This is a genomic window from Streptomyces lothianensis (genome assembly GCF_047779955.1).
Lineage (GTDB): Bacteria > Actinomycetota > Actinomycetes > Streptomycetales > Streptomycetaceae > Streptomyces.
The window spans coordinates 86,807-99,740 of the sequence record NZ_JBLMKT010000021.1; the positions used below are offsets into that span (position 1 = coordinate 86,807).

Consider the following 12,934-nt stretch of genomic DNA (forward strand, 5'->3'; position numbering starts at 1 on the left):
GAACGAAGTTGAGAGCTTGGGGGAGCGTGCCGGGCGTCGCGACGGGGCAAAGGTTCCCTGATGCGGCACTAGTACCGCATCAGGGAACCTTGCGCGGCACTGGCCCCTGGTCGCAGGGACCGGACAGGCTGGTCGAGCAGGTGCCGGTTCATTCCGTCGGGCGCCGGGACCGCCACCGGCCGAAGCCGCCGGTCTGCCAGGTGGTGCCGTCGGGCTCCGTCGCGAAGGCCTCGGTGCCCGGCTGCCGCTCCAGCCAGGCCCGCGCCCCGGCGCCCCGGGCGTACGCGGCGGTGGCGCCGACGTCGGCGTCGGTGAGCGAGGGGCATACGACGGTCAGGGCCGCGAGTGCGAGGGCCGGTGGTTCGCCGGTGTGCGGGTCGAGGATGTGGCAGCCCCGTTCGGCGGGACCCGAGGTGGCGACGGCCGTCCGTGACGCGTCCGCGCCGACCTCGACGACCGTGGCGAGCGCGCCGGGGACCAGCGGATCGGCGATGCCGATACGCCACGGGCCGCCCAGGAGCTGGATGTCGCCGCCGCCGTTCACGCACACGGCGGCTTCGGGCGCCGCCTCGGCCAGCAGGTGGGCCGCGTGTTCCGTGGCCCAGCCCTTCACCAGCCCGGTCGGGTCCCAGATCGCCGCCACGGATGCGTCGCGCCGCGCGTAACCGGGCGTGAACCAGCCCTCTGTGCGCCGTTCCGCCTCCTCGCACAGCCGCCGGACCTCGCGCACCGCGGGGTCGCAGTCGTCCGCGGAGGCGTTCCCTTCGGCCCACTCTCCGCGGGCCAGGCGGCTCACGTCACTGTCCTCGCGGTACGGGGAGAAGACCGCGTCCATGCGGTGGAGGAACGCGACGGCCCGGTCCAGTGCCTCCCGTGTACGGGGGGCATCCGCGGATCCGCGTACGTCGAAGGAGAACACCGTGCCCATGCAGTGCTCCACGTGCCGCACCCGTCCGGCGGAGTGCGCCAGGCGCCGCACCCGTCCGGCGGCCGCTCCGTCGGCTTCGCCGGGGTCAGACACCGGCCCTGTCCAGGGCGCTCTGGAGGGACTGGCGGTACCCGGCGCTGGTGTAGGTGGCTCCGGACACCGCGTCGATGTCCGCACTCTGCGCGGCGAGCGTCCGCTGGTTCAGGGTGGGTACGGCCTTGGCGGAGATGTCCCGGCTCCGCGGCGTCGAGGAGGGCGACTGGACGGCGGTCGCCTTCGTGATGGTGTCGCCGTCCAGGGTGATCCGCACCTGGACCGGCCCGTACCGCGTGCTGATCGTGGCACCGGTGACCGAGCGGGTGGTGGAACCGGCGGAGCCGCCGCCCGGGGTGGTGGCGGACGTCTTCGGTGCGGAGGGGGCGCTGGTGGGGGCGGAGGCGGAGCGTGCCGCGGTGGCCCCGGGGGACGCGGACGCGCCGCCGGACTCCGTGGCCGGGGCGCTCGCGGACGGCGAGGCCGGTCCGCTCACGGGCGACGACGGCGAGGCGGAGGGGGTCGCGGCCGGGTCGGCAGGGGCCACGGGGACGCCGGAGGCACCAGGGTCCGCGGCCCGGGCGAGCGCGGGGTCCGTGGTCGGCTTGAGCGCGATCAGCAGCACGACGGCGGCGGCGGTGCCCGCACCGGCGAGCACGGCCCGGCGCAACGGATGGTTCTTCCTCACACCACGTTCAGCGCCGGGAAGCCGCCCGACGTCACACGGGCGCGGGCAGCCGACGTCACACGGGTGCGGGCCGCCCCGCCGCCACGCGGGTGCGGGCCGCCCCGCCGCCGGACAGGTTCGTCAGAAGGCGAAGGACTCGTGGTGGATACGACGGTCCGGCACCCCGGCCTCCCGCAGAGCGGCGTACGACTCCTCCGCGAGCCCCTGCGGACCGCACACGTACACGTCGTGCCGGGCGATGTCCGGGAGGATCCCGCGGAGCATCTTCGCGCTGATCGCCGGCCGCTTCCCGCCCGGTCCGTTGACCGCGTACAGCAGCTGCGCCCCGCGCTCGTCGGCGATCGCCTCGAGTTCCTCGCGCAGTGCAAGGTCGTCGGCGGTCCGGGCCCGGTAGAGCAGCGTCAGGTCACGGCCCGCGCCCGGCAGGGTCTCGAACAGGGCCCGCAGCGGAGTGATCCCCGCGCCACCCGCGATCAGCAGCACCTTGCCCCGGCTGCGGCGGGCCGCGGTCATCGACCCGTACGGGCCCTCCGCCCACACCCGGGTCCCCGGCCGCAGCCCGACGAGCGCCGAGCTGTGCCCGCCGACCGCCTTGACCGTGATCCGCAACAGATCCGGTCTCGGTGGCGCGGACAGCGAGTACGGGTTCGCCGTCCACCACATCCCCGCGGTGAGGAAACGCCAGCGGAAGAACTGGCCGGCCTCGGCGCCCAGCCGGTGCAGCCGCCGCCCGCGCAGGTACACGGAGACCACTCCCGGAGCCTCGGGAACCACCTCCTCGACCCGCAAGCGGTGGACGAGGTTGAGGCGGATCGGCGTCAGCACGCGGTACCAGAGCAGCAGCACGGCGACCGTGCCGTAGAGCGCGTACCAGGCCCTGCGTGCCAGAGGGCTGCCGATGAACTCGGCGCCGGTCGCGAGCTGGTGCCAGAAGGCGAGGAAGACCGCCAGGTAGGTCAGCAGATGCAGGTAGTACCAGACCTCGTAGCGCATCCTGCGCCGTGCGGCCCCGGCGGACACCAGACCGACAAGCAGCAGGAGCGCGGTCCCGGCCGCCGCCTTGCCCGTCTCCGGGTACTCGGTCACGAGGGACACCGTCTGCGCCACGACACCGATCCGCCCCTGGAGCGCGTACCCGCACACGGTCAGGACCACGTGCGCGAGCGTGAGGGACAGGGCGTACCGGCCGCTCGTCGCGTGCCAGCGCGACACCCGGTCGGAGCCCACCCGCCGTTCGAGCGCCGGGACGCGCGCCATCTGCACCACGACCAGCGCCATCACGTACCCGGCAAGCAGCCCCGTGATCCGCCCCGCGTGGATGAGCCGGTCCCCCGGCTCGGGGAGCACCGCGGGCGTGTTCTGCCACCACAGCCACACCACCGCAGCTGCCCCGCCCCACGCCGAGACGAGCAGGGGTATCGCGGGCGAGCGGCGCCGACGGACACGGCGCCGGGCCTGGCGTCGGCCCGCTCGCCCGTAAGAGGTCGTGGCCACGAACGTGAACCTCCGGTCGACCGGTCGGGTGATGGCTGTACGGGACTATGCCTGGTCGTCGTTCCGCCGGCCGGGTCGGGGTGGTCATCGCAGGCTCGCCTTCGAGGCATCGGAGCGGTCGATACGGTCACCTTGCGCCTCCAAGGCGCTTCGGGCGTTGGGCCTGTGATGTCAGCAAGCGATCTTCCGGAGGATCGAGGTCTGGGGGTAACCGCCCCGACCGGCCGGCCCGAGACAGGTGGTCCGGTCCCGTCCGCGGGCCGACGTCCGGTCCCGTCCTCCGGCCGACGTCCTGGCCGGTGTTAGATTCGCCAGGTGGACTCCCGACGTGTTCGGTTCGGCATCCTGGGGCCGCTGGAGGTCACGGTCGACGGTCGGCCCGTCGCGATCCGTGCCGCCCAGTCGGCGAAGCTGCTCGCGGCACTGCTGCTGGAGCGCGGGCACGTCGTGTCGGTCGGCAGTCTGACCGAGGTGCTGTGGGACGGCGAGCCGCCGGCGACGGCACGGCAGCAGATCCACAAGACGGTCGCCCGGCTGCGCCGGTTGATCCCGGACGTGATCGACACGGACGCCGCCGGCTATCGCATCGGTGAAGTACAGCTCGATGCCCGGAAGTTCGCCGAACTGGCGGGCGAGCCATCGATCGAGGGCCTGACGGCCGCACTCGCCCTGTGGCGGGGACCGGTGCTGGCCGGTGTCGACAGCCGGGAGTTACAGAGCCGCTCACGCGGCCTGGCCGAGCGGCGGCTGACGGTCACCGAGAAGCTGCTCGGCCTGCGGCTGCACGCCGGCCAGGCGGCGGACGTGGCCGTGGAACTGCCCGCCCTCATCGCCGCCCATCCGCTGCGCGAGGGCCTGCGGGCGTTGCACATGGAGGCGCTGCTCGACTGCGGTCGCCGGGCAGAGGCGCTCGCGGTGTACGCGGAGGTCCGCGCTCTGCTCGCCGAGGAACTGGGCCTCGATCCGGGCCCGGAGCTGAGGCGCATCCACCAGCGGGCGCTGGGGGCGGGCGAGGACACCTCCGTACCGCGGGCGCCCTGCACACTGCCGTACGACCTGCCGGACTTCACCGGGCGGGCCACCGACGTCGCACGCCTGCTGAGTGCCGCACGCTCCAGGCCGATCCAGGTGGTGGACGGCATGGCCGGGAGCGGCAAGACCTCGCTGGTGGTACACGCGGCGCACCGGCTGGCATCCGGCCATCCCGACGGGCAGCTCTTCGTCGACCTGCAGGGCTACACCCCGGGCGCCCGGCCGCTCGACCCCGCGGCCACCCTGGAGTCGTTGCTGCGCACCATCGGAGTGCCCGCGCAGGCCATCCCGGACAGCCTCGCCGACCGCGCGGCGGCCTGGCGTGATCAGCTGGCGGACCGCAGGGTCCTGCTGGTTCTGGACAACGCCGCGGACTGTGACCAGGTGCGGCCCCTGCTGCCGGGCAGCCCGCGTTGTCTGACGCTGATCACCAGCCGCGGGCGGCTCGGTGGCCTGGACGGGGCCGGATCGCTGACGGTCGGTTCCCTGCCCGTGGCCCAGGCGGTGGAACTCCTCGGCCGGATCGGCGGCGAGCGGGTGGCGGCCGATCCGGCCGCCGCACGCGAAGTGGCGCTGCTGTGCGGCCGCCTCCCGCTGGCGATACGTATCGCGGGCACCCGCCTGGCACACCGCCCGGCGTGGACGGTCGAGTCACTCGCACGCCGACTGCGCGACGAGACCGGACGACTGGGCCAGCTGGTCGTCGACCACCGGGCGGTCGCCGCCGCGTTCGCCGTCTCCCACCAGCACCTGGGGCCGGCGGAGCAGCGCGTCTTCCGGCTGCTCGGGGTGCATCCGGGTGCCGGTTTCGACCGTCATGCGGTGGCCGCGCTGGCCCGCTGTTCGCCGGAGCACGCGGAGGAGAGCCTGGAGCGCCTGGTCGACGCCCATCTGCTGCACCAGCCCTCCCCCGACCGCTACGCACTGCACGACCTGTTGCGCGCCTACGCCCGGCAGCTCGGATGCGGCGACGACGCCGGGACCCGGCTGCACGACTACTACCTGACGGCCGCGCGGCGAGCCACCGGCACGCTGAACCCGGGCGAGCGGCCGGCCGAGCCCGACGTCCGGTACACACCGCGCCACCTGCCCCGACTGCCCGACCGCGAAGCGGCCCTGGCCTGGCTCACGGCCGAGCACCGGAATCTGCTCGCGGTCGCCCGCGACTGGCGGCTGCCCGCCGTACTGAGCGACTACTTCGAGTACGCGGGGTACTTCCCGGACTGGCGCGCCACCCACGAGTGGGCGCTGGAGCGCACCGAGGAACCATTGCCCCGAGCCGTGCTGCACATCAACCTGGGTGTCCTGGCCGGCTGGACGAACCGGTTCGACCACGGCATCGGCCACCTGCGCAGCGCACTGCGCACGGTCGGCGATCCGGCGACCCGGGCCGGGATCATGACAAGCCTCGGCATGCTGCTGCACCAGGCCCACCGGGACACGGAGGCGGTGGCCGAGCTGCGCGCCGCGCTCGCCCTGAACCCGGGCAACCCGCGGGTCACCGCCATGGCGACCTGCAATCTGGGCCTGGCCACCGCGCGGACCGGGCGGGCGGACGAGGCGATGGATCTGCACCGCAGGGCTGTGGCGCTGGCCCGGGAGTGCCGCTCCGGGCCGATTCAGTGCGCCGCCTGGCTCGGTGCCGGAGAGAGCGCGCTGCGTACGGGCGCTCCCGCCCTGGCGTACTTCCAGCGGGCCCTGCGCCTGTCGCAGCGCAGCGGATTCCGCATCCAGCAGGCCCTGGCGCTGGACGGTCTGGCCCACGCCACCGGGGACGCCGCGCACTGGCGCCGGGCCCTGAAGATCTTCTCCGACGTGGGCGCCGCCCAGGCCGAGTCCGTCCGGGACCATCTGAGTCACCCCGGCCGGGCCCGCTGCGACATGTGCGCGGTCGCGGTGGTCCCGGCCGGGCGGTCACGCGGTCGGCTCGCGGCCCGGGGTCACGACTCCAGCTCGTAGAGGGTGTCCTGGGCGACCAGCCACCGGCCGCGTTCGAACACCAGCGTCATCGTGCCGGAGTAGTGGTACTCGACGTTCTTCGGCGGATAGACGAACCGGAAGTCCATCACCGCGATCCCTGTCTTGCAGCCGTGCACGGTCGTGGAGAGGATCTCGTGCTCCCAACGCCAGCCCGCCACCTCCATCCGCGGCCGGACCTCCGCCAGATGGGCATCGCGGCCCACGGTGATCTCACCGTTCGCCATCACGACGAGGTCCGGGTGCAGGATCCGTGTGTAGCGGTCGATGTCATGGGCGTCGTAGGCGTTGTTGTCCTCGTGTACCGCCGCCACGAAACCCCGCTCGCACCACGACTTCGACGGCGACTCCCCTGTGCCCGCCGTAGCAGCCGTGGCGCTCGGGCCCGAAAGGGCCAGTCCGGCCAGCAGTACGCCCACCGCCGGCAAGTTCATCCGCATCAGGTGCCTCCCTCGATGTGCTGTGTCCTGTCCGGCACCCTGCCCGAGGCCGCTACCCGTCCGGCACCCGCGCGCTACCCCCTCGCCCGTTCGGGGGGAACGTGCGAGCGGCGGATCGGGGAGCGGGCCCGTGTGTCCCGGGGCGGTCCCGGCTGATCGCGGGCGGTCCCGGCTGATCGGGGGCGGTCCCGGCTATTCGGGAAGCGGGCGTTCGTCGACGATGTGCTTCATGACGAGCGTGGAGGTCAGTCGCTGTACGCCCGGCAGGCGCGCGAGCTGTTCGTCGTAGAGCCGCTGGAAGGCGGCCAGGTCCGCGGTGGCGACGCGCAGGAGGTAGTCGGGTTCGCCGAAGAGGCGTTGGGCCTGGAGTACGTGCGGGACGGCGGCCACCGCCTCCTCGAACGTGGTCACGGTGTCGGGGTCCTCCCAGCGGAGCGTGACGAAGACGACGGCCTCGAAGTGCAGGCCCACGGCGGCCGGGTCCACCACCGCGCGGTAGCCGCGGATGGCGCCCGCCCGTTCGAGGTCGCGCAGGCGGCGGTGGCAGGGGGAGACGCTCAGCCCGACGCGGGCGGCGAGTTCGGTGACCGTGAGACGGCCGTCCAGCTGCAGCTCGGTAAGAATTGCTCGATCCATGGCATCCATAGGGAGATTTTCCCTCGGATGCTCTCGCAGCGGGGTAGATGAGGGAACACTTTCGGGCCGATCCGACCTAGCCTTCCTTGCGCACAGAAGCACGTAAGAGGGCACGAGGCACGATCCATGGACACGACCACGCTGGCGGCATTCCTGGCGGTGGACCTGCTGCTGGTGATCACCCCCGGCGCGGACTGGGCCTATGCGATGTCGGCGGGGATGCGGGGGCGGTCGGTGGTTCCGGCGGTCGCGGGGCTGCTGGCCGGGCACATGGGGTACGCGCTGCTGGCCGTCGCGGGTCTTGCGGTGATCGTGGCGGGTTCACCGGGGTTGCTGACCGGGCTGACGCTCGCCGGGGCCGGTTATCTGCTGTGGCTCGGCTGGACTGTGCTGCGGCAGGCGGACAGCGTGACGGCCGACGAGGCAGTGGCGGGTACGGCGGGGGCCGCCGGACCGGCCGGCCCTTCGCGGTTGCGGGTCATGCTGAAGGGGGCCGGCACCAGCGGGCTCAATCCGAAGGCGCTGCTGCTGTACTTCTCGCTGTTCCCCCAGTTCATCGACCCGGCCACGGGCTGGCCGGTCGCCGCCCAGACCGGGCTGCTCAGCACCATGCACCTGACGGCCTGCGCCGTCGTCTACCTCGGCGTCGCGATCCTGGCCCGCACCGTGCTGAGCACGCGCCCCTCGGCCGCCCGCATCGTCACCCGCATCTCCGGCGCTCTGATGATCGCCATCGCCGCACTGCTCCTTGTGGAAAGCCTGGCGCGCTGAGGCGGCCGCGTCCAAGGAGTCCCCGCGGACCGCGCCGGCCCGCTCGTACGACGTCGTCGTCCACCTCCACGAGGTGGAAGCCGCACACCTCCTGCGCTGAGCACGGGCCGCCCCGGACCGGATCGCCCCGGACCCGCTCCGCCCGGTGCCGAACCTCCGGCGCTCCCGGTCCCGTTGCCGTCGTGCGGCCGTACGCGTACGCACCCGGGCACAGCAAAGGGCCGCGACCGGCCCCCTGCTCCGGTCGCGGCCCCTTGGGCAGGCGGGTGTTCGGCCTCAGCAGCCCCCGCCGCTCGCCGCGCCGCCGATCTGCACCGTGGCGGGTGCACCGCAGCAGCCGCCACCGTCGCCCTGCGCGGTCTCACCCGACCCGGTGGTCCCGGCGGCCTCGGGCTCGTCGAACAGGCCGGCGCCCCCGCACACACCCGACTCGGGCAGCACGAGCTCCACCCGTTCCGCAGCCGCCCGGTCGCCGGCGAGGGCGGCGGTGATGGAGCGGACCTGCTCGTATCCCGTCATGGCGAGGAAGGTCGGCGCGCGGCCGTAGGACTTCATGCCGGCCAGGTAGATGCCCTGCTCCGGGTGGGAGAGCTCGTTCACGCCGTGCGGGTAGACGGTGCCGCAGGAGTGGACGTTGGGGTCGATGAGCGGGGCAAGTTCGACGGGGGCCTGGAGGCGTTCGTCGAGGGCGAGGCGGAGTTCGTCGACGAAGCCGAGGTCGGGGCGGAAGCCGGTGAGGCCGATGATCTCGTCGACCGGGTCGAGGCGACGCCCGTCCTCGCCCTCGAGGACCAGCCCGCCGTGCTCGTCGCGCGCCACGGAGGCGGTACGGAAACCGGTCACCGCGTCGGCGTACCCCTCGTCGACGGCGGCCTTGGCCGCGAGGCCCAGCGCGCCGCGTGCGGGCAGCTGGTCGGCTTCGCCACCGCCGAAGGTGGAGCCGGAGATGCCGCGGCGCAGGACCCACACCGCGTGCGTGCCGGGTTCCTCCTTCGCCAGGGCCGCGAGGGCGGCCAGGGTGGTGAAGGCGGAGGCGCCGGAGCCGATGACGGCGGTGCGGCGGCCCGCGTAACGCGCCCGTACGGCCGGGTCGTCGAAGTCGGGGACGCGGTAGGAGATGCGGTCGGCGGCGGCCTTCTCGCCGAGCGCGGGCAGTCCGTCGCCGCCGAGCGGGCCGGGCGTGGACCAGGTGCCGGAGGCGTCGATGACGGCGCGGGCGGTGAGGCGGGCCTCGGTGCCGTCCGCGTGCTCGACGTGGACGGTGAAGGGCTGCTGCTCGCGCTCGGCGTCCACGACGCGGTCACGGCCGGAGCGCGAGACGCCGGTGACGCGGGCGCCGTAGCGGACCCGCTCGCCGAACACGTCCGCGAGCGGCTGCAGATAGCGCTCTGCCCAGTCGCCGCCGGTCGGGTAGGCGGTGCCGTCGGGCGCCACCCAGCCGGTGGGGGACAGGAGCTTCTCGGCGGCCGGGGCGATGACCTCGGACCAGGTGGAGAAGAGCCGTACGTGCGACCACTCCCGTACGGCGCTCGCGGCGGCGGGCCCCGCCTCCAGGACGAGCGGCTCGATGCCGCGCTCGACGAGGTGGGCCGCGGCGGCAAGACCGGTCGGGCCGGCCCCGATGACGACCACCGGAAGCTGCTGCTGCTCGCTCATGTCTGCTGTCTCCTTGCGTGATCAGTGAACGTGACCGGTGAACGCGGTCGTGAACACGGTCGTGAACGTAGGCGTGGACGCGCTCGTGGACTCGGTCAGCGGACGGGGCCGAAGGCGGCCAGGGCGGACTCGGTGGCGCGGTGCCGGGATTCCGGGCTGCAGGTGGTGTCGCAGACCTGGACGCAGCTGTCGCAGAAGCGGACGCCGTCCAGGCTCCGGGCCGCCCTGCGCGCCTTGATGCCGGCCAGCAGTGCGGTGATGCGTACGGCCATGCCGCCCTCCCTGTTTCGATGCTCGTCGATGTCTTGTGGAGCAGCCTGCCCTCTGATTCGACGCTTGTCAACATAGACGTTCATCGAATTCAGAGTTAGGCTTCGGTCATGTCCCTCACCGAGTCGCTGCCGCTGATCGAGCCCGCCGCCTCCGAGGCCGTGGAGCCGTGCTGCCCGCCACTGACGGAGCGGACGTTCACCGCCGAGGAGGCCGAGCGGACCGCGAAGATGTTCAAGGCGCTCGGCGATCCGGTGCGCCTGCGGCTGTTCTCCGCCGTCGCCTCGCACGAGGGCGGCGAGGTCTGCGTCTGCGATATCGGCGATGTCGGGGTCTCGCAGCCGACCGTCTCGCACCATCTGAAGAAGCTGAAGGAGGCCGGGCTGCTCACCTCCGAGCGGCGCGGCACCTGGGTCTACTACCGCGTCGAGCCCTCGGTGGTGGCCGCGATGGGCCGACTGCTCGCACCCCCGCGGCTCAGCTCCTGAGCAGCCCCGCGATCTCCCGTGCCGCCTCGCGCGCCGGGCGCCCCGTCCCGATGAGCGTGGCGGAGGCCGGTCCGGTCCAGTCTCCGTAGCCGAGCAGGTGCAGGCGGGGTTCGCCGAGGGCGCGGGTTCCCTCGGTGGGGATGTGGCCGCGTTTCCCGCGCAGCCCGAGCGGCGCGAGGTGGGAGAGCGCCGGGCGGAAGCCCGTGCACCAGATGATCGCCTCGGCCTCGGCGCGCGTGCCGTCGGACCACTCCACCCCGCCCGGGACGAGACGGCTGAACATGGGCGAGGCCTTCAGGAGCCCCCGGTCGCGGGCCTCGCGCACCGGCGGCACGGCGACGATGTCGCCGAGGGAGGCGACCCCGCCCGTGTCCGCGCGCCCCTCCTCCAGCGCCCGCCGCCGCGCGGTGGCCGCGTCGAAGAGCGCGCGGCCGTCGATGTCGTCCGCGAGAAAGCGCGGCGGCCGCTGGGTGACCCAGGTGAGCTCGCTGCCGTACGCGAGGTCGGCGGCGATCTGGGCGCCGGAGTTCCCGCCGCCCACCACGACAACGCGCTGACCGGCAAAGCCCGCCGCACTGCGGTACTCGGCCGTATGCAGCTGCCGCCCGTCGAACCGCCCGGGCACGGCCGGCCGGAACGGCCGCCACCACGTACCCGTGGCGCTGATGGCCGCGCGCGCCCGCCACACCCCGCAGTCGGTCTCGACCCTGAGGTGCGGCCCGTCGCGGTGCACACCCTGTACGCGTACGGGGCGCCGCACCGGCAGCTCGTAGCGCTTCTCGTACTCGCGCAGATACGTGACCACATGACCCGCGTCCGGATACGTCTGCCCCGGCTGCACCGGCATGAGCCGGCCCGGCAGCGAGGAGTACGCCGCCGGGGAGAACAGCCGGAGCGAGTCCCAGGCGTGCTGCCAGGCGCCGCCCGGCGTGGCCTGCGCATCGAGGACGACGAAGTCCACGCCGAGCCGGCGCAGGTGGTAACCGGCGGCGAGCCCGGCCTGGCCGGCGCCGATCACCACCACATCCGCATACGACGATGGCGTCACCGTACAGCCGTGAACTTCCTGCGCCAGGCCAGCGACACGTAGACGAGGGCCACCAGGACCGGGACCTCGATCAGCGGCCCGACGACACCGGACAAGGCCTGCCCGGAGGTCACGCCGAAGGTAGCGATGGCGACGGCGATGGCGAGCTCGAAGTTGTTGCCGGCCGCGGTGAACGCGAGCGTCGTGGTGCGCTCGTAGTTCATGCCGATCGCCTTGCCGAGCAGGAAGGTGCCGAACCACATCACCGCGAAGTACACGAGCAGCGGCACCGCGATCCGGGCGACGTCCAGAGGCTGCGAGGTGATCGTCCTCCCCTGCAGCGCGAAGAGGATGACGATCGTGAAGAGCAGACCGTAGAGCGCCCAGGGGCCGATACGGGGAAGGAACGTGGCCTCGTAGTCCGCCCTGCCCAGCTTCCGTTCGCCCAAGCGGCGGGTCAGGAAGCCTGCGAGGAGTGGGACGCCGAGGAAGATGGCGACGTTCAGCGCGATCTTCCCCATCGAGATGTCGAGCGTCTCGCCCTCGCCGAGGCCCAGCCAGCCCGGCAGGAGGTCGAGGTAGAACCAGCCGAGCACGCCGAACGCAAGGACCTGGAAGACCGAGTTGAGGGCGACGAGGACGGCGGCCGCCTCACGGTCGCCGCAGGCCAGGTCGTTCCAGATGATGACCATCGCGATGCAGCGGGCGAGACCGACAATGATCAGACCCGTGCGGTACTCCGGCAGGTCGGCCAGGAAGATCCAGGCGAGCGCGAACATCACCGCCGGGCCGAGGATCCAGTTGATGACGAGCGAGGAGATCATCAGGCGGCGGTCGCCGGTGACCGCGTCGAGCCGGTCGTAGCGGACCTTCGCGAGGACCGGGTACATCATGATCAGCAGGCCGACCGCGATCGGCAGCGAGATCCCGCCGATCTCGACCTTCGCGAGCGCGTCGTCCAGGCCCGGGATCAGCCGGCCGAGCCCCAGGCCGAGGCCCATGGCGAGCAGGATCCACACGGCGAGGAAGCGGTCGAGCGTCGACAGCTTCGCGACGACCGAGGCCTCCTCGGTCGTGATCCCGGTGGCGGCGGGGGGTTCGATGGGTTCGGTGCGGGTCACGGACAGGCCCTCTTGTTGTCGGCGGCGCTACGGGCGGACTCGGCCAGCTCGGCGAACTGGCCGGCCAGCGTGGCGATGACGTCGGGCCTGAGCCGGTAGTAGGTGAAGCGGCCGCAGGGCTCGGTCTCCACCACCCCGGCCTCGCGCAGCACCCGCAGATGGTTGGAGAGGTTGGTCTGCCGGGCGCCCGTCTCCTCCACGAGGTGGGTGGTGCAGAGGGTCTCACGGGCCAGCAGGGTCACGATCTGCAGCCTCAGCGGGTCGCCGAGGATCCTGATCAGGTCACTGTCGACTGACGTCATCATGGGCTGATACTCTCACATCAGCGGTGACTGACACCACTGGGTGCTGATGTGACCCGCGAGGGAAACCA

The 12,934-nt window shown here is 72.9% G+C and carries 13 protein-coding genes; 3 read left to right on the forward strand and 10 right to left on the reverse strand.

What is annotated here, in order from left to right; all coding sequences use genetic code 11:
* Window positions 1–148: 148 nt before the first annotated feature.
* From ACLF6P_RS05015 to ACLF6P_RS05025, 3 genes are all read right to left on the reverse strand, one after another.
* Entirely contained in the window at window positions 149–928 is a 780-nt protein-coding gene (locus tag ACLF6P_RS05015; RefSeq protein WP_415948423.1) for an FAD:protein FMN transferase, read from the reverse strand.
* A gap of 85 nt (window positions 929–1,013) precedes the next feature.
* Window positions 1,014–1,649, reverse strand: coding sequence for an FMN-binding protein (locus ACLF6P_RS05020; RefSeq protein ID WP_415948367.1), 636 nt, complete (start codon window positions 1,647–1,649; stop codon window positions 1,014–1,016).
* A gap of 120 nt (window positions 1,650–1,769) precedes the next feature.
* Window positions 1,770–3,143: a ferredoxin reductase family protein gene (locus ACLF6P_RS05025; protein ID WP_415948369.1), complete on the reverse strand. Its 1,374-nt coding sequence runs from the start codon at window positions 3,141–3,143 to the stop codon at window positions 1,770–1,772.
* A 315-nt stretch (window positions 3,144–3,458) separates the two neighbouring features.
* Between ACLF6P_RS05025 and ACLF6P_RS05030 the strand changes: the two genes are divergently transcribed.
* Entirely contained in the window at window positions 3,459–6,134 is a 2,676-nt protein-coding gene (locus ACLF6P_RS05030) for an AfsR/SARP family transcriptional regulator (RefSeq protein WP_415948370.1), read from the forward strand.
* On the opposite strand, the gene ACLF6P_RS05035 is transcribed toward ACLF6P_RS05030, so the two are convergent.
* Both ACLF6P_RS05035 and ACLF6P_RS05040 read right to left on the reverse strand, forming a co-directional pair.
* On the reverse strand, window positions 6,116–6,592 hold the full coding sequence (locus ACLF6P_RS05035; protein WP_415948372.1) for a YybH family protein: 477 nt from the start codon (window positions 6,590–6,592) through the stop codon (window positions 6,116–6,118). The two genes, ACLF6P_RS05030 and ACLF6P_RS05035, sit on opposite strands and share 19 nt — an antisense overlap.
* A 192-nt stretch (window positions 6,593–6,784) precedes the next feature.
* Window positions 6,785–7,237, reverse strand: coding sequence for an Lrp/AsnC family transcriptional regulator (locus tag ACLF6P_RS05040; protein WP_415948373.1), 453 nt, complete (start codon window positions 7,235–7,237; stop codon window positions 6,785–6,787).
* 117 nt (window positions 7,238–7,354) lie between these two features.
* Between ACLF6P_RS05040 and ACLF6P_RS05045 the strand changes: the two genes are divergently transcribed.
* Window positions 7,355–7,999 carry a LysE family translocator gene (locus ACLF6P_RS05045; RefSeq protein ID WP_415948375.1) on the forward strand — a complete coding sequence of 215 codons (645 nt, stop codon included), beginning with the start codon at window positions 7,355–7,357 and terminating at the stop codon, window positions 7,997–7,999.
* A 276-nt stretch (window positions 8,000–8,275) separates the two neighbouring features.
* Here the strand turns inward: ACLF6P_RS05045 and ACLF6P_RS05050 are convergent, their stop codons facing one another.
* A complete protein-coding gene (locus ACLF6P_RS05050; protein WP_415948376.1) occupies window positions 8,276–9,655 on the reverse strand; it encodes an NAD(P)-binding domain-containing protein in 1,380 nt (459 codons plus the stop codon).
* A 95-nt stretch (window positions 9,656–9,750) separates the two neighbouring features.
* Window positions 9,751–9,927: a hypothetical protein gene (locus ACLF6P_RS05055; RefSeq protein WP_415948377.1), complete on the reverse strand. Its 177-nt coding sequence runs from the start codon at window positions 9,925–9,927 to the stop codon at window positions 9,751–9,753.
* A 108-nt stretch (window positions 9,928–10,035) separates the two neighbouring features.
* Here ACLF6P_RS05055 and ACLF6P_RS05060 point away from each other — a divergent pair, with 108 nt between their 5' ends.
* Window positions 10,036–10,413, forward strand: a complete 378-nt coding sequence (locus ACLF6P_RS05060) for an ArsR/SmtB family transcription factor (RefSeq protein WP_415948378.1) — start codon at window positions 10,036–10,038, stop codon at window positions 10,411–10,413.
* Here the strand turns inward: ACLF6P_RS05060 and ACLF6P_RS05065 are convergent.
* From ACLF6P_RS05065 to ACLF6P_RS05075, 3 genes are read right to left on the reverse strand one after another with little or no spacing between them, the layout of a single operon-like run.
* Window positions 10,403–11,461, reverse strand: coding sequence for an ArsO family NAD(P)H-dependent flavin-containing monooxygenase (locus ACLF6P_RS05065; protein ID WP_415948380.1), 1,059 nt, complete (start codon window positions 11,459–11,461; stop codon window positions 10,403–10,405). The two genes, ACLF6P_RS05060 and ACLF6P_RS05065, sit on opposite strands and share 11 nt — an antisense overlap.
* Window positions 11,458–12,561: an ACR3 family arsenite efflux transporter gene (arsB, locus tag ACLF6P_RS05070; RefSeq protein ID WP_415948382.1), complete on the reverse strand. Its 1,104-nt coding sequence runs from the start codon at window positions 12,559–12,561 to the stop codon at window positions 11,458–11,460. The genes ACLF6P_RS05065 and arsB overlap by 4 nt, the downstream gene beginning before the upstream one ends.
* A complete protein-coding gene (locus ACLF6P_RS05075) occupies window positions 12,558–12,866 on the reverse strand; it encodes an ArsR/SmtB family transcription factor (RefSeq protein ID WP_415948383.1) in 309 nt (102 codons plus the stop codon). Before ACLF6P_RS05075 ends, arsB begins: the two co-directional genes overlap by 4 nt.
* Window positions 12,867–12,934 lie beyond the last annotated feature (68 nt).

Bases quoted from the DNA above. Each gene is read 5' to 3' on its own strand.
- ACLF6P_RS05015 (WP_415948423.1), bottom strand. From the start codon at position 928: ATGGGCACGGTGTTCTCCTTCGACGTACGCGGATCCGCGGATGCCCCC.
- ACLF6P_RS05035 (WP_415948372.1), bottom strand. From the start codon at position 6,592: ATGCGGATGAACTTGCCGGCGGTGGGCGTACTGCTGGCCGGACTGGCC.
- ACLF6P_RS05040 (WP_415948373.1), bottom strand. From the start codon at position 7,237: ATGGATGCCATGGATCGAGCAATTCTTACCGAGCTGCAGCTGGACGGC.
- ACLF6P_RS05045 (WP_415948375.1), top strand. From the start codon at position 7,355: ATGGACACGACCACGCTGGCGGCATTCCTGGCGGTGGACCTGCTGCTG.
- ACLF6P_RS05050 (WP_415948376.1), bottom strand. From the start codon at position 9,655: ATGAGCGAGCAGCAGCAGCTTCCGGTGGTCGTCATCGGGGCCGGCCCG.
- ACLF6P_RS05055 (WP_415948377.1), bottom strand. From the start codon at position 9,927: ATGGCCGTACGCATCACCGCACTGCTGGCCGGCATCAAGGCGCGCAGG.
- ACLF6P_RS05060 (WP_415948378.1), top strand. From the start codon at position 10,036: ATGTCCCTCACCGAGTCGCTGCCGCTGATCGAGCCCGCCGCCTCCGAG.
- ACLF6P_RS05075 (WP_415948383.1), bottom strand. From the start codon at position 12,866: ATGATGACGTCAGTCGACAGTGACCTGATCAGGATCCTCGGCGACCCG.